This is a genomic window from Myxosarcina sp. GI1, from assembly GCF_000756305.1.
Taxonomy (GTDB): Bacteria; Cyanobacteriota; Cyanobacteriia; order Cyanobacteriales; family Xenococcaceae; genus Myxosarcina.
This window is the reverse complement of record NZ_JRFE01000008.1, coordinates 28,908-45,403: the sequence shown is the minus strand read 5'-3', so window position 1 is coordinate 45,403 and position 16,496 is coordinate 28,908. Positions and strand designations below refer to the sequence as shown.

General features: G+C 40.7%; 21 protein-coding genes. 11 read left to right on the top strand and 10 right to left on the bottom strand.

The features are described 5' to 3' along the window. Window positions 1-121 precede the first annotated feature (121 nt). The 3 genes from KV40_RS33085 (at window position 122) to KV40_RS04225 (ending at window position 2,414) form a co-directional block, all read left to right on the top strand. On the top strand, window positions 122-283 hold the full coding sequence (locus KV40_RS33085) for a DUF2256 domain-containing protein (protein WP_072013771.1): 162 nt from the start codon (window positions 122-124) through the stop codon (window positions 281-283). A gap of 153 nt (window positions 284-436) precedes the next feature. Then, entirely contained in the window at window positions 437-1,393 is a 957-nt protein-coding gene (locus tag KV40_RS04230; RefSeq protein WP_036478320.1) for an isoaspartyl peptidase/L-asparaginase, read from the top strand. 211 nt (window positions 1,394-1,604) lie between these two features. Then, window positions 1,605-2,414 carry a PhzF family phenazine biosynthesis protein gene (locus tag KV40_RS04225; RefSeq protein WP_036478319.1) on the top strand — a complete coding sequence of 270 codons (810 nt, stop codon included), beginning with the start codon at window positions 1,605-1,607 and terminating at the stop codon, window positions 2,412-2,414. Window positions 2,415-2,483: 69 nt separating this feature from the next. On the opposite strand, the gene KV40_RS04220 is transcribed toward KV40_RS04225, so the two are convergent. Both KV40_RS04220 and map read right to left on the bottom strand, forming a co-directional pair. Next, window positions 2,484-3,260 (bottom strand): phytanoyl-CoA dioxygenase family protein, encoded by a 777-nt coding sequence (locus KV40_RS04220; protein WP_081942753.1) that lies wholly within the window; start codon window positions 3,258-3,260, stop codon window positions 2,484-2,486. 22 nt (window positions 3,261-3,282) lie between these two features. Further along, window positions 3,283-4,137, bottom strand: a complete 855-nt coding sequence (gene map / locus KV40_RS04215; protein WP_036478318.1) for a type I methionyl aminopeptidase — start codon at window positions 4,135-4,137, stop codon at window positions 3,283-3,285. Window positions 4,138-4,467: 330 nt separating this feature from the next. On the opposite strand from map, the gene KV40_RS33080 reads away from it, so the two are divergent. Next, entirely contained in the window at window positions 4,468-4,626 is a 159-nt protein-coding gene (locus tag KV40_RS33080) for a YqaE/Pmp3 family membrane protein (RefSeq protein WP_036478317.1), read from the top strand. Between the two features lie 108 nt (window positions 4,627-4,734). On the opposite strand, the gene KV40_RS04205 is transcribed toward KV40_RS33080, so the two are convergent. Further along, entirely contained in the window at window positions 4,735-4,989 is a 255-nt protein-coding gene (locus tag KV40_RS04205) for a hypothetical protein (RefSeq protein ID WP_036478316.1), read from the bottom strand. 236 nt (window positions 4,990-5,225) lie between these two features. Here KV40_RS04205 and KV40_RS04200 point away from each other — a divergent pair, with 236 nt between their 5' ends. Next, window positions 5,226-5,822: a hypothetical protein gene (locus KV40_RS04200; RefSeq protein ID WP_052055337.1), complete on the top strand. Its 597-nt coding sequence runs from the start codon at window positions 5,226-5,228 to the stop codon at window positions 5,820-5,822. On the opposite strand, the gene KV40_RS04195 is transcribed toward KV40_RS04200, so the two are convergent. Then, a complete protein-coding gene (locus tag KV40_RS04195) occupies window positions 5,823-6,611 on the bottom strand; it encodes a glucosamine-6-phosphate deaminase (RefSeq protein ID WP_036478315.1) in 789 nt (262 codons plus the stop codon). A gap of 162 nt (window positions 6,612-6,773) precedes the next feature. Between KV40_RS04195 and KV40_RS04190 the strand changes: the two genes are divergently transcribed. Then, on the top strand, window positions 6,774-7,130 hold the full coding sequence (locus KV40_RS04190; protein ID WP_036478314.1) for a hypothetical protein: 357 nt from the start codon (window positions 6,774-6,776) through the stop codon (window positions 7,128-7,130). 151 nt (window positions 7,131-7,281) lie between these two features. Here the strand turns inward: KV40_RS04190 and KV40_RS04185 are convergent, their stop codons facing one another. Beyond that, complete coding sequence (locus tag KV40_RS04185) at window positions 7,282-8,583, bottom strand: phosphatidylserine/phosphatidylglycerophosphate/cardiolipin synthase family protein (RefSeq protein ID WP_253274162.1); 1,302 nt, start codon at window positions 8,581-8,583, stop codon at window positions 7,282-7,284. Window positions 8,584-8,799: 216 nt separating this feature from the next. On the opposite strand from KV40_RS04185, the gene KV40_RS04180 reads away from it, so the two are divergent. The 3 genes from KV40_RS04180 (at window position 8,800) to grxD (ending at window position 10,278) form a co-directional block, all read left to right on the top strand. Continuing rightward, complete coding sequence (locus KV40_RS04180) at window positions 8,800-9,393, top strand: hypothetical protein (RefSeq protein WP_052055336.1); 594 nt, start codon at window positions 8,800-8,802, stop codon at window positions 9,391-9,393. Between the two features lie 138 nt (window positions 9,394-9,531). Beyond that, window positions 9,532-9,780, top strand: a complete 249-nt coding sequence (locus KV40_RS04175; RefSeq protein ID WP_036478313.1) for a BolA family protein — start codon at window positions 9,532-9,534, stop codon at window positions 9,778-9,780. 174 nt (window positions 9,781-9,954) lie between these two features. Continuing rightward, complete coding sequence (gene grxD / locus KV40_RS04170) at window positions 9,955-10,278, top strand: Grx4 family monothiol glutaredoxin (protein ID WP_036478312.1); 324 nt, start codon at window positions 9,955-9,957, stop codon at window positions 10,276-10,278. A gap of 60 nt (window positions 10,279-10,338) precedes the next feature. On the opposite strand, the gene KV40_RS04165 is transcribed toward grxD, so the two are convergent. Then, the gene (locus tag KV40_RS04165) at window positions 10,339-10,587 is read right to left on the bottom strand and encodes a DUF6761 family protein (RefSeq protein WP_036478334.1); all 249 of its coding nucleotides are present in this window, start codon (window positions 10,585-10,587) and stop codon (window positions 10,339-10,341) included. A 257-nt stretch (window positions 10,588-10,844) separates the two neighbouring features. Between KV40_RS04165 and KV40_RS04160 the strand changes: the two genes are divergently transcribed. After that, complete coding sequence (locus KV40_RS04160; protein WP_036478311.1) at window positions 10,845-11,618, top strand: response regulator transcription factor; 774 nt, start codon at window positions 10,845-10,847, stop codon at window positions 11,616-11,618. 17 nt (window positions 11,619-11,635) lie between these two features. Here the strand turns inward: KV40_RS04160 and KV40_RS04155 are convergent, their stop codons facing one another. Next, the gene (locus KV40_RS04155) at window positions 11,636-12,394 is read right to left on the bottom strand and encodes an ATP-binding cassette domain-containing protein (protein WP_036478310.1); all 759 of its coding nucleotides are present in this window, start codon (window positions 12,392-12,394) and stop codon (window positions 11,636-11,638) included. Between the two features lie 104 nt (window positions 12,395-12,498). Here KV40_RS04155 and KV40_RS04150 point away from each other — a divergent pair, with 104 nt between their 5' ends. Beyond that, on the top strand, window positions 12,499-13,242 hold the full coding sequence (locus KV40_RS04150; RefSeq protein WP_036478309.1) for a hypothetical protein: 744 nt from the start codon (window positions 12,499-12,501) through the stop codon (window positions 13,240-13,242). 161 nt (window positions 13,243-13,403) lie between these two features. On the opposite strand, the gene KV40_RS04145 is transcribed toward KV40_RS04150, so the two are convergent. From KV40_RS04145 to KV40_RS04135, 3 genes are all read right to left on the bottom strand, one after another. After that, a complete protein-coding gene (locus tag KV40_RS04145; RefSeq protein WP_036478308.1) occupies window positions 13,404-13,892 on the bottom strand; it encodes a pentapeptide repeat-containing protein in 489 nt (162 codons plus the stop codon). Window positions 13,893-14,222: 330 nt separating this feature from the next. Next, window positions 14,223-15,317: a dTDP-glucose 4,6-dehydratase gene (gene rfbB / locus KV40_RS04140; RefSeq protein ID WP_036478307.1), complete on the bottom strand. Its 1,095-nt coding sequence runs from the start codon at window positions 15,315-15,317 to the stop codon at window positions 14,223-14,225. A gap of 104 nt (window positions 15,318-15,421) precedes the next feature. Then, window positions 15,422-16,495, bottom strand: a complete 1,074-nt coding sequence (locus KV40_RS04135) for a glucose-1-phosphate thymidylyltransferase (protein WP_036478306.1) — start codon at window positions 16,493-16,495, stop codon at window positions 15,422-15,424. Between the last annotated feature and the right edge of the window lies 1 nt (window position 16,496).

Here is a 16,496-nt window from a genome sequence, read left to right as displayed (position 1 = left end):
AATAATACTAATATTACTATTTCAACTTCTCTTAGATATATTACGTAGGTTGTAGCGAAACAAACACTTTAAATCGTTTCTATTCTATTTATAAGTCCCAATCAAATTTTAGTTACTAAATATGGCGCGACAAGGTTCAAAATCAGATTTACCAAGCAAAGTTTGTCCCGTTTGCGGCAAACCCTTCACCTGGCGCAAAAAATGGGAAAAATGCTGGGATGAAGTGAAATATTGTTCGGAAAGATGTCGTCGCCGCAAATCTGGGAAGGTCGATCGCGCCTAAAAATCATTTTTGCTGGCAAGCAAGTAGTTATTAATACATCAAATATTGCTAAAATCGAAAACTATTGTAAAGATAGTCGAGCAATATTATTTTAGCTGACATTCAATTACAACAATATATATACTCTATTGATTCAAACTTAGAAAATTAACTATGTCCGATCGGATACAGCCCAAATTAATTATTCATGGTGGCGCAGGTGCTCGACTTCAGAGTGAAGAAGGTGAAATTGTAGTTCGCGAAGCACTACATTCTATTATCGAAAAAATTTATCCTATGCTACTCGACGATGCTAACGCTATGGATGTAGTAGTAAGAGGATGTCAATTATTAGAAGATAGACAAATATTTAATGCTGGTACTGGTTCTGTGTTGCAATCTGACGGACAAATCCGTATGAGTGCTTCTTTAATGAATGGGATCTCACAGCGTTTTAGCGGTGTGATTAACGTCTCTCGCGTAAGACACCCGATTGACATTGCTAAATTTTTGCAAACCGATGACGATCGCGTGCTTTCCGATTATGGCGCGGCAGAACTATTAAGAGAATTAAATACGCCCATTCACGATCCTCTAGTAGATATTCGCCTTAAAGAGTGGATGCAGGAAAGATACGACCATTTTCAACATGAAATGGCGGGTGTAGTAGCAGAACCAGAACTGACAATACCCCACGAAGCGAGAAAAGGTACTATAGGCGTAGTAGCTTTGGATTCATCGGGGCAAATTGCCGCAGGTACTTCAACTGGAGGTAAGGGTTTAGAACGAATTGGCAGAGTTAGCGATTCGGCAATGCCAGCAGGAAATTACGCCGATGCCTTGGCAGGGGTTAGCTGTACGGGAATCGGTGAAGACATCATGGAAGAGTGTCTGGCGGCAAGAATCGTGATTCGCGTTACCGATGGTCTATCTCTAAACAAAGCGATGAAAAAATCTTTGCAAGAATGCCGCGATCGCCATAGAGAGTTAGCTGCAATTGCTCTAGCTGCCGATGGTACGATTGCCTGGGGTAAAACCAGCGAAGTTTTACTTGCGGCATACCATGACGGCGAAAAAATTGGCGATACTCTTAAGTGGAGCAAAAAGAAAGAGCTTATTGGTTATCTTTAACTGCTTCGCTTCCGAAGGCACCTTTAATTAATAGTTCATAATTACTCATTATTCGTTATTAATTAGGTCTGCCTTCTTTTATTACGTCTAATGTGAATTTAAAATTATGGCATTGTTGAATTGGAATACTGCGATCGCATTTTCAGAGCTCATCATGAGATAAACTTTCTACTTATAAAGCTAACGGCTAATAGCTAACCGAAGGTTAATAATGGGACAAAAAATAATTCAAGTTGACGCTTTTAGCGATCGCGTCTTTAAGGGAAATCCTGCCGCAGTCTGTATTTTAGAGCAACCCGTAACCGAAGAATGGATGCAGTTAGTCGCCAGAGAAATGAATCTTTCCGAGACTGCTTTTTTAAGTCCCGTCCGAGATGGTTATAATTTACGTTGGTTTACCCCTACTACAGAAGTTCCTCTCTGCGGACATGCAACTTTAGCTAGCGCACACGTAATTTGGACAGAGGAGAAGCGAGCGAGCGATAGTTCGATTCATTTTTATACTAAAAGCGGTTTGTTAACTGCTAATTACAAAAATAAATGGATTGAGTTAGATTTTCCCGTCAATCATTCTCAGAAAGTAGCAACACCTCAAGAATTAGCTACAGCTTTAGGACTCCCTGTTAAAAACACCTTAATTAATTCCCTCGGTTATTTAGTCGAAGTCGAGTCACCAGATTTGGTTAGAAATATCCAGCCCAATTTTGCCTTACTTAAAACTCTGACTACCTCCGATGTTATCGTCACCAGTAAAGCAGAAACCGATACAGAATACGATTTTGTTTCGCGCTTTTTCGCACCTGGTTTGGGCATTGATGAAGATCCCGTAACGGGTGCGGCGCATTGCTGTCTGGCTCCTTTTTGGCGCGATCGCCTGGGAAAAGACGAATTATTAGCATACCAAGCTTCTAGTAGAGGTGGTACGGTCAAAGTTAAGTACAGTGGTGGCGAGCGTGTGTTACTTGGCGGACAGGCAGTTACCGTAATGCGCGGTGAGTTATCGATAAACAATGAGCAATGAACAATCGAAACCAACTTTACAAATAGTGCATGGAAACAGAAATTTTAACAACGGAGAATAAATCATTTATTAAAAGCGATCGAATTGAGGATGATACACTTCGCGAAAGAAATGCCGATGTTTGGGAGCTAGTTTTTTAATAACCTCTGGTGGAACATCTGGTTTATGGTGGCGTACATTAATATGGTTGTAGGCGCAAAAAATTGCCACTCTAGGATTATGAGGATTTTGCCATAAGTCAGCCGAATGACGCACTGCTTCTGAAAAAATAATTAAAGATCCAGGAGGGCAACTATAGCTTTCCCACAGTCCCGAATCTCGCGCATCGATACTAGCTAAAGGACTGCTACGGATGTTGTAGTTAGACTTATGACTGCCAGGAATAAAACAAGTCCCTCCTTTGTCTGGTAAAACTTCCGTAAGTTCCCAAACTACTCGCGTCATCCCTGCATAAATACGCCCGTGTTGAAAGTTATAAGCATAATTAGGATTGGTAGTGAGTCCTCCAGCATGAGGCTTCCATTCTCCTTCTCCCCGTTCTCGATAGTTAAGAAAAACATTTTCCAAACGAATTTTTTCTGTATCGCGATCGATAACGTCACGCAGTACGCTCATTACCGCAGGATGGTCGATTAGTTCGGCAAAAGCACCCCCAGGCAAACAACGCTGATGTGGTGGTAGAGAATCAGGATCGTTTCGCTGTCGCAAAACAAATTTTTTAAGTTTCTCTACCTCCGCTTTATTTAATACAGCAGGCTTGACTAAATAGCCTTTGAGATCGAAAACAATGCGATCGTGTTCGTTGGTAGTTTCTTTTTTAAAAGGATTTAAGTTAGAAACTTTCATTATGGTTTTTCTAATTTACTATTTAAACTTTATTGCGATCGCTCAAAATTTCGTAGCCGTTAGCGGTAACTAATACGGTATGCTCGAACTGAGCAGAAAGATTGTTGTCTACAGTAACTACCGTCCAGCGATCGCGCAGAGTTCTAGTATGTTTCGAGCCAGCATTAACAATGGGTTCGATCGCCAGAGTCATTCCCGCTTTTAATTTAACGTTGGGGATGCGATCGGTACGAAAGTGAAATACGGAGGGAGCTTCGTGTAAATTTTTTCCCACTCCATGTCCTGTAAAGTTTTCCACGACGCTATAACCATTAGTTTTGACACAATCTTCGATCGCTCCCGCAATATCGAGTAAATAATTACCCGCTTTTACCTGTTCGATCCCCTGATAAAGAGCTTCTTCAGCTACTCTAATTAATTTCTCGGCACTTGCAGACACTTTTTCTACACCAATAGTAATGCAGGAGTCTCCATGAAACCCTTCGTAATAAGCACCCGTGTCAACTTTTAACACGTCTCCTTTGCGAATGACTCTTTTGGGACTGGGAATACCGTGTACGACTTCATGATTGAGAGAGACACAAATCGAACCTGGGAAACCATAGTATCCTTTAAAACTTGGAGTCGCTCCCATGTCGCGAATGCGACCTTCGGCATAGGTATCTAAATCTGCTGTTGTCATTCCTGGTTTGACGATGTCGGCAATTTCTTTAAGAACAGTGGCGACAATAAAAGATGAATATCGCATCTTCTCAATTTCTGAAGCTGACTTGAGATAAACTCGTCGGGGATTGCGATCTAGAACTGGCAGTCCGTACTGCTTGGATTTTGTTGTAGAGGTGCGTTTGGGAAATAGCAAATCGGTAAAAATGTTCATTTAAAGCTTGCTCCTATCAAAACCTAAAAGTATCAGGAAGGGATTTTGTCGGTATTTAATAGTGTAGACTCGATTGCTGCTGGTTCTCGATCCGAGCTAGCGATATTATCGATCTTTAAATATAAATACAGTAATGTTCTTAGCGATTGCCAGGCTTGTTTCTCGACCGACGCAGACAAAGCAAGATACGTATTTTAGATGAAAAGTATTTTTAAATAGTAAGAGAGCAAAAAAATACTCTATCCTTAAGAGTGATGGAAAACAAACTCAAATCGGCTAAGATCGCTGTATAGTTTCCTATAAATTGTAATTTACGGAGCAAATACGATCGTGGATATTGTTAGAATCATTCTCGCCATTATTTTTCCACCTTTAGGAGTATTTTTGCAAGTAGGAATTGGTACGGATCTATTACTAAATATACTTCTAACTCTATTAGGCTATATTCCTGGAATCATTCACGCCGTTTGGATTATTGCTAAAAAATAAACTTATCGGGTACAAACATTTAACATTTTAGTTTTCTACTAGCGATCGCCTGAATGCCAAGCTTGTGAAAATAGCTAATGTTTAAAAGGCGTGGGGCGATCGCGTTACCTATAATTCTGAGGTTGTATCGGGGCTTATGGTGCTTCTCGCTTGTTCTGCTGGTAGTTTATCATTGTCAACCAAATCGCTCAGTTGTTCGATTTCAACTCCAATTTTTTGACAAGCTCGAACCAGGTTTTGTTTGAATGCCTCGGTATCATCTCCATATCCGCACTGTTTGGCTGCCACGGACAAACCGCTTTCAGCATTGGCTTTAGCACAGTCAATTAGTTCTACTCCCTGAAGCTGTTCTGGTGCAGTCATGTTTTTAAGCTTGAATATTTATCTTAAGAATTTTATTTTAACTATAAAAGAGACAGTTTGAAAATTGAATATAATTCATTATCGGATTGAGATCTTACTCAACCCGATCGCTTGTTTTATTTCATATTTTTATAAGAAATATATCTAGCAATAGATGGAGAATTATATATATTTCATGCAAAATACAAATAGAAACAATAGATATTTATCAAATATTTAAAGCGATTATTTTCCTTATGAATACTAATAAACCCAAAAATATTAGCCACAAAGTTTCGGCAATAGCTTCTGCTACTACAATTTTATTGGGTGGATTTTTGCTGACTGCGCCTACAGGAGTTGCCCGAGAAGCAGAGCAAATAAAATTAGCTCAAAATAATACTGTTGTAGCTAATAGCGCCCAACAAGAAACTTTATATCTCAATAACGACAAGACATACTCTTATAATTTAGTAGCTGCTGAAAGAACGACAATTGATGGTGTTACCGTCCCTGCGGGAGCAACTATTGTTGGCAAATACGTTCCAGCAGACGGCGGTTTGCAATATGTTGCCGAAGCAGTAACTTATGACCAGTACAGCTACTCAATTAACGCGACTTCCCAGGTAATTGAAGACGTAAAAGATCCGCGCGATCGCTCTGCTGGCTCGATCGCTAAAGATGCTGGTATTGGTGCCGCAGGCGGTGCGATATTAGGAGAAGTTTTAGGCGATGAAGCTAACGTAGGAGAAATTGTTGGTGGTGCAGCAGCAGGTGCGGCAGTAGGTAACGTTACTGCTGATAGAGTTGTGGTTATCGAACCAAATACTCCAATTACTCTCTACAGCTATTAATTATAATAAGCTTGCAGCATCGCGGTCTAACAATAGCGTTGCCTGGGGTTGCTGCCGTAATACTGTAGCGGGAACGGAGGTAGAAATTGGCTCCTGTAGCATGGTTTTGATAATTTTAGCTTTTCTTTTTCCTCCCGCCAGGCAGATAATTTTCTTCGCGGCGCAAATTGCAGGAATAGTTAGGGTAAAGGCGTAGCGAGGAACAGTTTCACTACCAGAAAAATAACCGCTATTAAGCTGCTGTTGACGAGTTTGAGATTCTAATCTTACTAGCTTTATAGTTTGAGAGTCTTGAAAATTAGCCACCGTCGGTTCGTTAAATGCTAGATGTCCGTTCTCACCAACGCCTAAAATACAAAGATCGATCGCCTGTCGTGCGATTAACTGACTGTAGCGATCGCATTCAGCTAACGGCTCTAGCGCATCCCCTCGAATGTAGTTAAACTGCGCCTCCTTGACTTTTTCGTCTACTTCTCGACGTAAATAATAACGAAAGCTGCTCCGATGCTCCGCGCTAATTCCCAGGTATTCATCTAAATGAAAAAAAACTACTCTAGACCAGTCTAGTTGGGTAGAGTTAGTTAAGCTATCTAAAAACTGTAGTTGAGAATTTCCCGTAGCTAAAATAATTCTGACTCGTTCTTGTTTGGTTAAGAGCGAGAGTAAATAATCACGGACAAAGTTAGCAGCATCGGTAGCCAGGTCTAAAGAAGAATTATAAATTCTTACAGAAAGCTTGTTAGCTTGAAACTGTTTGATGGTGAGAGATGAAGCGGCAAAATTTTCCATACTCAACAAAGTTAATTTTTAAAACAACCAAACCACGACTGCCTTCTAATAAGCGCAGCCTAAAATGCTACTAAAGATAATGTTGTTTGGATAAGATATAGGTAATTATTGTAGCGATCGGCTTTAGATTATCTCAAACTTCTCAAACAAATTTTTTATAAGATGGCTATTCTTTACGAAGACGAAAGTGTTATCTGCGACGATGAAGCAATATCTATTAAGGGGTATTATTCTCCCTTTGGAGAAGATAGAAAAATTCCTTATAGCGAAATTCACAATATCAAACTGCAAAAACTGAGTTTTTGGTCGGGTTTGGCACAAATATGGGGCAAAGGTAGCGGAACTATAAAAGGCGATCGCGCCAATCGTACCTATTGGTCTACTTTCGATCCCAAACGTATATTTGGTGGAAAAGCGATCGCTATCGACGAAGGAAGTCTGGTCAAGCCATTGATTACCCCTGAAGACCCAGATGAAGTTTATCGTATTTTAAGAGCAAAAACTCTGGAGCAAGCTTAAACGAGGGAAGAAGGAAGAGGTTCGATGGAAGAAGTTTGCTCGCCGTGACGAAATAAATAATTTTAAAGAATCAACCGCACTTAAGTCGCTGTCTGGCTATCTGGTTTTCTACTTTTACAGGTAAACCTAAAGTAGCCGAGTTGTATAGACGCTAGAACTCTTGCTGAAACTGTTTGGCTACTGTGGGATTATTAATAATCAGCACCGTTTCGTCATTAATAAAGTTGGCACTAGGCGACCAATTTTGCGAACCAGTAATAACTATTTTTTCATCGACTAGAGCAAATTTATGGTGTAGCTTATCGCCTAAAGCCAGTTGTGGTATGCCAATAGATTGGATGGAACTTTGCCAGGGACGATTATCGACTTGCGGTTTGCAGCCGTTTCTCAGTTCGACACCGAGCATATCTAATGCCGAACTATAGTAACGAAAGGCAAATCCAGGATCGAAGACGGTTTCTATATTTACTCTTTGATGCAGTGATTCTAAAATATTAGCTAGTTTTTGGTCGCTGAATACAAACAAGGCTAAGTCGATTGAAGATGTAGCTCGTTCCAGAGTTTTACCAATTAAACCGTTAGTAGTCGAACTCCAATCTTGAGTCGGTGAAGTCGGGGAAAATTGTACGATCGCCTGAGTATTTTCCCAGTTTAAAGTTTGGGGCAATCTTTTAGGCTTATCCAAACCAAATTTGCTATCTCTACTTTTACCCATACCGTCACCCCACATATAGTCAAATTCTTCGACAAACAAATTGGCTAATGGCGCATTATCTATGGTTAATAAATGATTGACGTTTCCCTGAGTTTGAGGATTGGCAAAATCTCCGTGAATGCCGCTTAGGGTAAAGTTAGCCGAACCAGTAATAATTTTTTGGCGATCGATAATTACCAGTTTGTGGTGCATCAAACCACTACCTTTCGAGCCATCGGCAGTATCGTCAATAACAGGTATACCTGCCTGGCGCAGAACGATCAAAGCATCTCCCGTAGCAATTTCTTTCTCGCTCAAACGTCCATTTTTATCGCTATCGGCTAAAGCAATAAATTCTTCATAGCTACGGCGATCGCGTCCGTCCAAACGATTTATTTCAGCTTGGCTTATTTCACTTAGGGGACGACTGTAATTATTATCTAAAATTACTCTCACCCGAACTCCAGAACGCTGTTTGTTTGCCAGAGCTAATGCAATTTGAGGCAAGCGAAATTCTTGAACGGCAAGATCGATTGTCGAACGAGCCGCATTGATTTCGTCAATTACGATTGCTTCTAAATTATCTCCCTGACGCTCTATCTGACGATAGGGATCTTGATAATGAGTGCTTTCTCGATGATTGAAATATACTCGAATAAATTTATCTTGCTTGAGATTGTTAGATAGTAAAGTTGTTTGTTGACAACCAGCAAGCCAAAACGCCAGTATGCAGAGAATAGCTGTCCGATAGAGATACATTAGATCGGTTTTGTCTATTTGTCGGTTATTGACTTTACCAAGATAACCTCAATTTAGAAGCGATCGCAGATTCTTTATAAGAAACAAAACTATCTTTTTATCGTCTATCTTTGAGCCAATAAACAAATGAAAGCTATCTTCAAGATTCGGTGATAAGATACCTGAAGTTTTTAGATTCTGATTTTCACAATCGAAAAAAGTAGTAGAGATAAGTATATGTCAAATTATAAGATTTTTGGCTGTGGTATGGGTTTTTTGGGGATTTTGACCGCGCTATTTCTAGCAAATCCTCTTTTGGCACAAGAACCTGCTGCACCAATAGAAGAAACCGCTCCTCCTAGTACTTCTCCAGAACCAGCAACTCCTCCAGTAGATTCGACCACCGAGCCTCCCAAAGACAGTATCCTCAGTTTGCAGGGAGGTCAAAAACTGATGAGCGAAGCAGATGCAGCTATAAATGCCCAACAATATGATGTAGCAGCAGATAAATTACAGCAGGCTCGTCAGGTTTTCAATCAGCTATCTAATTTCTATTTGCAACTATTTGATAGCTTTTCGGGTATTGATAACCGTATAGCCGAATCTCAGCGTCAAAAAGCTTTAGAAACGGGACAAATGCGAGATAATGCCACTTATCAGCTAGCTTTAGTCCATCGCGCTCAAAACCAAGCCGAATTGTCAGTTCCCTTATTGATTCAGGTGATAAATTCCCAAAACCCCCGTAGTGAATTAGGAGCCAAAGCCTATCAGCAACTGTTTGAAATCGGCTTTGTCGAAGAACCGCCATCTGGTTCCGAGTCTGGTAGTTAATTGGCGACATTTTTGAGTCGGCAAACCCATACAATAATTGAGTCACCAGAATATAGGTTGATAACTATTGCGATCGCAATGCAACAAGTTTATTGCGGTCATTAAAATAATAAAAGTAATTATTATAGGAGTTAACCCGTGATTAGCCCGCAACAGGTAGAAGCTACGATTAAAGAAAAGTTACCAAATGCCCAGGTTAAAGTAGTTGGAGACGGCGAACACTTTGAAGCAGTTATTGTTTCTGCTGATTTTGAGGGCAAAACTAGAGTAAAACAACATCAAATGGTTTATGCAACTTTAAATGAGGCGATGGCATCAGAGGCTATTCATGCTCTCTCTTTAAAGACCTATACCCCTAATGCTTGGCAAGCTGTCAGTCAGGTTTAACAATAAACAATCAACAGTGAGCAATGAACAGTGTTTGCCGAGCGTTGCTAACTGCTCATCTAAAATGCTCTTGGCGCATTCCATCGTCAAATTCTATAAACTAAGACAGTTCGATCTTAGTTAAGATCGAACTGTCTTTTTATTTAACAAAGCTAATAAATAGGTACAAACACTATGACACCTGAATTAAAATCCAAAATTGATAAGCTGGTCAACGATAATAAAATTATGGTGTTCATGAAAGGTTCCAAGTTGATGCCACAGTGCGGTTTTTCTAACAATGTGGTGCAAATGCTTAACTCTTTGGGCGTTCCCTACGAAACCGTAAATGTCTTGGACGACCAGGAGATACGTCAGGGCATCAAAGAATATTCTAACTGGCCTACAATTCCGCAAATCTATATTGATGGTGAGTTTGTTGGTGGTTCCGATATTGCGATCGAGCTTTATCAAAGTGGTGAATTGCAGCAAATGGTAGAAGTAGCTTTAGCTTCATAAGCTAAGTATTCCCACGTTTTAAGCAAAAAACGTGGGTTGCAACAAGCTTCTGGTAATTGGCTAATAAAAGTCACGTTTTGTTTGGGGTGAAGATAATTCAAAGTTAGAAGGATCTCTGAGAAACTTTAAAGCTTTTTCTTCTAGACGATGAATATGATATGGTTCTATATTATTGGTATGTCGCAGACAAGAAATATAACCATTCATAAATAGTCTAATTTCTTCAAAGCTGTAACGTCTCTCCCACAGATCGACCATCGAATCTGTAAGTTTTTGATAATGGCGAATTGTTTGGCTGTCTTGGAGAATCATGGTTCTAATCTCAATTAGGCGGTGTTTCGACCGTTTATATTTTTTAGCTAGCTTTTGGCTTAGGTATTAACAACAATTAAGTTTTATTTTTGTTACGTTTTAGCATATAACTCTATTTTATCAATCTCTATACTAAGTATTTACACTAACTTTAGTAGGATTTTAGTGGCAAAAAAATCTTCGTAACCAGTGTTACAAAATATTGACATTGGCTTTGGTAGGTTTATAGTTAAGTTCTCAATTTTACCAAAGCTATGGTAGGTACGATATGCATTTCTATTGTCGAGGGGAATCCTCACCTACGCTCTCTGTTAGGCTGGCATTTACAGCAGTCTGGCTACATCGTCAAACAGTCTGCTAACTTTCAGCAGGGAATAGATGTGTTTAATCGATATCAGCCTACTCTGGTAATTATAGATTCTAATCTGCCTGATGGAGATGGTTTGGAGCTATGTCGCTGGCTTTACCAACAGCACAAACCTCTAATTTTGTTGTTATCGGCACGGGATACCGAACCAGATATTGTAGCTGGATTAAAAGCAGGTGCTGATGATTATTTGACTAAGCCGTTTGGAATGCAGGAATTTTTAGCAAGAATTGAAGCTCTAATTAGAAGGATGCGAGCTAGTTCAATTCCCCTCTATTTAGATTATCACGAGCTAAAAATCGATTTAGTACAGCGTCGCGTTCAGGTTAGAGGCAATTTTATCGAATTGACTCCTCAAGAATTCAGCCTGTTATACGTTCTCGCTCAAGCAGAAGGAAGTCCTCTCAGTCGTTCGGAATTATTGCGCCGCGCCTGGCCCGATGCTATAGACAATCCTCGGACAATTGATACCCACGTACTTTCGCTACGCAAGAAAATTGAGTTTAATCCCCGTCAGCCAGATGTAGTTCAAACCGTTCGTAATGTCGGCTATCGTTTAAATCCCAGTATTATTAACGGAGATAATCGCTCTTTACTCGATACTTCTAAAACTAGAAATGGTAAAAATCATCAAAGCTTGGCTGAAGTTTCGGTAAATTAAGAGCTAGAACCACAAAATTAACTCCATTCTTCGGTATTTTGTCTCTGCGTCTGTAAAATTTGCTGCTGCAATTTCGACCAAGCATCGGCAGAAGCCGTGATATCGGTTGTTAATCGTCCAGTAGACAGATGTAGTATGCGATCGCAAAAATTGTGCATTAGTTCTAGTTGATGGTTGACCATAAATATAGTGGTGCGATCGCTACGATTTAACTCATTAAGAACATTTAATAAGCGATCTGCCAAACCGAGGTCTAAGGCTGAAGTTGGTTCGTCTAATAACAGGATTTTTGGCTGCATCATTAAAGCACGGGCGATAGTAACTAACTGTCGCTGACCTTGAGAAAGCTGTAGCTCGTTTTTATCTAACCATGCTTCTGGCAGACGCAAGCGATGTTGCCACAAGTCTAATCGCTGTTGAATGGTTGCTGGAGGTAGCTTTTGTAGTTTTAAAGGATAGACAAGAGTTTCTCTAACTGTCATTCCCAACAGCTTCGGTTCTTGAGGAACCAGCACGATTTGTTGTCGCAAGCGAACTGGAGAAATTTTGGCTAGAGACACATCTTCAAAGTAAATTTTTCCCAAATTTGGGCTATTAAGGCGATTTAAAAGTCTCAGTAAAGAAGTTTTACCCGCTCCCGAAGCACCTGCAACCGCAATTTTTTCTCCTGGCTGAACCGCAAACGAAATATCTTGTAATAACAGTGCCGAACCAATTGAAGCCTTTAAATCGACCCGCTCTAACAGCAGAATTGAATTGTAAGTGCGATCGCTCATGTTTGATTATTAGTTCCTCGTGTAGATTCTGACATACTGTGCATCGATAATTGTTTGAGATAAGATTTAGTTGCAGCGATCGAACATCTCGTGGGAGTAAAGATTTGAGTTGGCGATTAAAACTTGCTAATTGGCTATCTGGAGGAGCGTTAGATAAATATCGCGAACGGGCAAAATTAGCTACGTCTGAAGCAGAACAAATAGAATTACAAAAGAAAAGCATACAGAGTCAGCTAGAGCGAACTCAGTTAGAGCTAGTACAGGCAAATGCCCAACTACAAATTAGCCAAGGACTACAAACGGAGTTAGGAGAAACTCAATTTCAACTCAAGAAGATCCAGGATGAAAACCGTAGCTGCCAGGAAAGCTTGTCGGCGACAAAACAACAGCTAGAGCGATCTTATAGCAAACTCCAACAAACTACTTCAGATTTAGCCAAATCCCAAGATTGGCTGCAACAAATTGATACTTCTGTAGAAGTATTAGAGATTAAAAAGACTTTGCCCAAGCAGGAATTTAATAGTCTGTGGGGGTTTGGTATTAGCTCTCCCCAATCCCAAACTTTGGCTACGGCTGGTTCGATAATCGTTCGTGGCTGGGTATTAGGCAAAAGAAATGCAGTCGAAGGAGTAAAAGTTACTTATGGAGAGCAAACTTTGCTAGAAGTTGCTGCCAATCTTCCCACTCCTATAGTTACTCAACAGTATCCAGATATTCCTCAAGCTGCCAATAGTGGTTTTGAATTTCCCCTAATGGTTGCCGGTATTCCTGCTGCAACAGAGTTAAATTTGGTTGCCGTTTTAGGCGACGGCAGTACAATTCCTCTATGTGCTTTAACCTTCGGTTAGCTATAAGCTATAAGCCATAAGCCATAAGCCTTTATTTAAGATGATTGGTTGATTTGGTGGGCAATGAGTTATTCCTGAAATGCTAATTAATTCTGATTATTATTTGCCCACCTTACAAAGGCGAGATCGCTCTAAGTACTGAAAATGATAGTATAAATAGCTCAGTCTTCAACAGGATGGGGTCCTTCCAAGAAAGTTCCATCGGGCAAAGTAGTGTCACAAAAGAAAGCACTTTCGTACCAAGCCCCTTCATCGTTAGCTCCAGTCATATCGGCTCCCGTCAAATCAACCCCAGTCATATTAACCCCTCTGAGAGCGGCTTCTCTAAGATCGGCTCGGATCAACTTGGCTCCAATAAACTCGGAATCTTTCAAATCGGCACCAACAAAACGAGTTTTGGTCAAGTTAGCAAGAGTAAACTGGCATCTAACCATTTTGGAGCGACTAAAATTACAGGCTCGCATATCGTTAGCACTGAAGTTAGTCCCACTGAGATCTCCTTCTCCCAAAACCGTTCCAGTGATGGTTTGTCCAATGGGATTGTTCTTTTCCCATCCAGTAGCCCTACTCAAGTCCGCATCAGTGAGTTCAATTCCGAAGAAGTCTCTTTCTCCAGCAGCATACCGAGTAAAGAATTCGTCAGCAGTCATCTTCATGATTTAACACAAGAAACAATAAATCGATACAATAAATAGCGTAACCAGTATCTGGTCAGAATTCACCGCTCAAGATACAGACAGTTACCTACTCGCTGCTGCGGAATCGGAAGCAGGGTGCAAATACGATCTATGCAACTTCAACCAAACCTTTGTTATTACCGTGGATAATGTCCCTAATTTTTAAATGTAGTAATTTCAAATAAGAATTGTAGGAATAAATTTTGAATGAACTCTCCCTAATCCCCAATCCTCAGTTCCTAATTCCTCGAACCCATAGCGAGAGAAGGTACAAAAATCAATTAAAACGACTATAACTTTTATTTAAGAATAAACCTGCTGGTAGTAATGCTGATATTCTTCAGACAGTAATGGTTGCCACCAATCGCGATGTTCGAGATACCATTTAACCGTCTGCCGCAAACCTCCTGTTACCGTTTCTTGTGGACTCCAGCCTAATTCGGTTTTAATTTTACTGGCATTTATAGCATAGCGGCGATCGTGTCCTGGGCGATCTTTAACAAAGGTAATTAGTTTTTCTGCTGGACTTATAGGTAAATCGGGGGCTAATTCGTCCATTAACTGGCAAATTTGGCGTACCAGATCGATATTTTTAACTTCGTTATTACCACCAACGTTATAAGTTTCTCCTGGCTTTCCTTGGTGAATGACCACATCTAAAGCGCGACAGTGATCTCCTACATAAAGCCAATCGCGAATATTTTGTCCGTCCCCGTAAACTGGAAGGGGTTTACCGAGCAAAATATTGATGCACATTAAAGGAATCAGCTTTTCGGGAAAGTGATAGGGACCGTAATTATTAGAGCAGTTGGTAATAATAGTCGGCATCCCGTAGGTATGATAGTATGCCCTGGCTAAATGATCGCTGCCTGCTTTAGAAGCCGAATAGGGGCTGTTTGGGGTATAAGGAGTGGTTTCAGTAAAAGCAGGATCGTTTGCGCCGAGACTACCGTATACTTCATCGGTAGATACGTGCAAAAAGCGATCGCTCTGAGGTTTATCTCTTTGCAACCATCGCTGGCGAAAAGCTTCGAGGAGAGTAAAAGTGCCCACCACATTAGTTTGCACGAATGCTCCAGGACCTAAAATCGAGCGGTCTACATGAGATTCGGCAGCAAAGTGAGCCATCGTATCTATATCTTCTGTCGCTAGCAACTCATCTACTAAAGCGCGATCGCAAATATCTCCTTTAACAAATTTAAAATTATCTCTATCTTCTAGACTGGCAAGATTACGGCGATTGCCCGCATAAGTCAGGGCATCTAAAACCACCACGCGATCGCTATTGTAATTATTACACCAGTGATGGACGAAATTAGAGCCAATAAATCCCGCTCCTCCCGTAATTAGTATCCTACGGGGTTGTCTTTCTGAAACCGATTCTCTAGCGTTAGTCACGTTGCTTCGCTCCAGTCCATAATAATAAATTAAAAATTAAAAATTTACAGTTACTTGCTTTTTATCGCCTAGTGCCTAGTGTCCAGTGCCTAGAGCCTAATACCTTAAATAATTTCAATATGCGAATCATCACCAATCATAAAGCGCATGGCTTTAGGTCGTTGGGGTGCAACCTGTAAAGTCGCTCTCGCACCAATCAGACTATCGACAATACGCTGCTGAATACCCACAACTTTTGCACCTTGAAGAATTACGCTGTGTTCGATATCTGCATCAACTAAGGTAGTGTCGTCAGCAATACTGCTATAGGGACCAATAAAACAGTTTTTGATCGTACAGTTATTACCAATGGTCACGGGACCTCTAATAGTACTATTAATTATGCGCGAACCAGAACCGATATGGACTCTACCGCTTACCTTACTGGTAGCATCGATTTCGCCTTCAATGGTTAACTGCGAACAGCTATCTAAAATAATTTGATTGGCTGCCAAGAGGTCATCTTTTTTACCCGTATCCAACCACCAGCCTTTTAGCTGAAAAGACTGTACGTTTTGCTGACGATCGATTAAATACTGAATGGCATCGGTAATTTCTAGTTCCCCTCTGGCGGATGGCTGGATGTTGGCGATCGCCTGATGAATTTCCGCAGAAAACAAATATACTCCTACCAGTGCCAAATTAGAAGGGGGATTTTTGGGCTTTTCGATTAGCTGCAATACTCTTCCCTGCGCGTCTACCTTTGCCACACCAAAGGCTGTAGGGTTTTCTACCTCGCACAACAAGGTCAGCGCGTCTAGCTGTTGAGATTGAAATTTACTGAGAAACATATCTAACTGGCTTTCAACCAAGTTATCTCCCAGATACATTACAAAAGGAGAATCTCCTAAAAACGGCTGTGCTACTTTAACTGCGTGTGCCAGACCTAAAGGTTTATCTTGCATGATATAGGTAATTCTCGCACCGAAGCGATCGCCGTTGCCAGTTTTGGCTTTAACTTCTCCTCCCGTTTCGGGACTGATAATAATACCAATTTCGGTAATTCCTGCGGCGACAATCGATTCAATACCGTACCAGAGAATTGGCTTGTTGGCTACGGGAACTAGTTGTTTGGCACCAGTATAGGTAAGAGGACGCAAACGAGTACCTTTACCGCCAGAGAGAATAATTGCTTTCATC

Bases quoted from the DNA above. Each gene is read 5' to 3' on its own strand.
- KV40_RS33085 (WP_072013771.1), top strand. From the start codon at position 122: ATGGCGCGACAAGGTTCAAAATCAGATTTACCAAGCAAAGTTTGTCCC.
- KV40_RS04230 (WP_036478320.1), top strand. From the start codon at position 437: ATGTCCGATCGGATACAGCCCAAATTAATTATTCATGGTGGCGCAGGT.
- KV40_RS04225 (WP_036478319.1), top strand. From the start codon at position 1,605: ATGGGACAAAAAATAATTCAAGTTGACGCTTTTAGCGATCGCGTCTTT.
- KV40_RS04220 (WP_081942753.1), bottom strand. From the start codon at position 3,260: ATGAAAGTTTCTAACTTAAATCCTTTTAAAAAAGAAACTACCAACGAA.
- map (WP_036478318.1), bottom strand. From the start codon at position 4,137: ATGAACATTTTTACCGATTTGCTATTTCCCAAACGCACCTCTACAACA.
- KV40_RS04205 (WP_036478316.1), bottom strand. From the start codon at position 4,989: ATGACTGCACCAGAACAGCTTCAGGGAGTAGAACTAATTGACTGTGCT.
- KV40_RS04200 (WP_052055337.1), top strand. From the start codon at position 5,226: ATGAATACTAATAAACCCAAAAATATTAGCCACAAAGTTTCGGCAATA.
- KV40_RS04195 (WP_036478315.1), bottom strand. From the start codon at position 6,611: ATGGAAAATTTTGCCGCTTCATCTCTCACCATCAAACAGTTTCAAGCT.
- KV40_RS04190 (WP_036478314.1), top strand. From the start codon at position 6,774: ATGGCTATTCTTTACGAAGACGAAAGTGTTATCTGCGACGATGAAGCA.
- KV40_RS04185 (WP_253274162.1), bottom strand. From the start codon at position 8,583: ATGTATCTCTATCGGACAGCTATTCTCTGCATACTGGCGTTTTGGCTT.
- KV40_RS04180 (WP_052055336.1), top strand. From the start codon at position 8,800: ATGTCAAATTATAAGATTTTTGGCTGTGGTATGGGTTTTTTGGGGATT.
- grxD (WP_036478312.1), top strand. From the start codon at position 9,955: ATGACACCTGAATTAAAATCCAAAATTGATAAGCTGGTCAACGATAAT.
- KV40_RS04160 (WP_036478311.1), top strand. From the start codon at position 10,845: ATGGTAGGTACGATATGCATTTCTATTGTCGAGGGGAATCCTCACCTA.
- KV40_RS04155 (WP_036478310.1), bottom strand. From the start codon at position 12,394: ATGAGCGATCGCACTTACAATTCAATTCTGCTGTTAGAGCGGGTCGAT.
- KV40_RS04145 (WP_036478308.1), bottom strand. From the start codon at position 13,892: ATGACTGCTGACGAATTCTTTACTCGGTATGCTGCTGGAGAAAGAGAC.
- KV40_RS04135 (WP_036478306.1), bottom strand. From the start codon at position 16,495: ATGAAAGCAATTATTCTCTCTGGCGGTAAAGGTACTCGTTTGCGTCCT.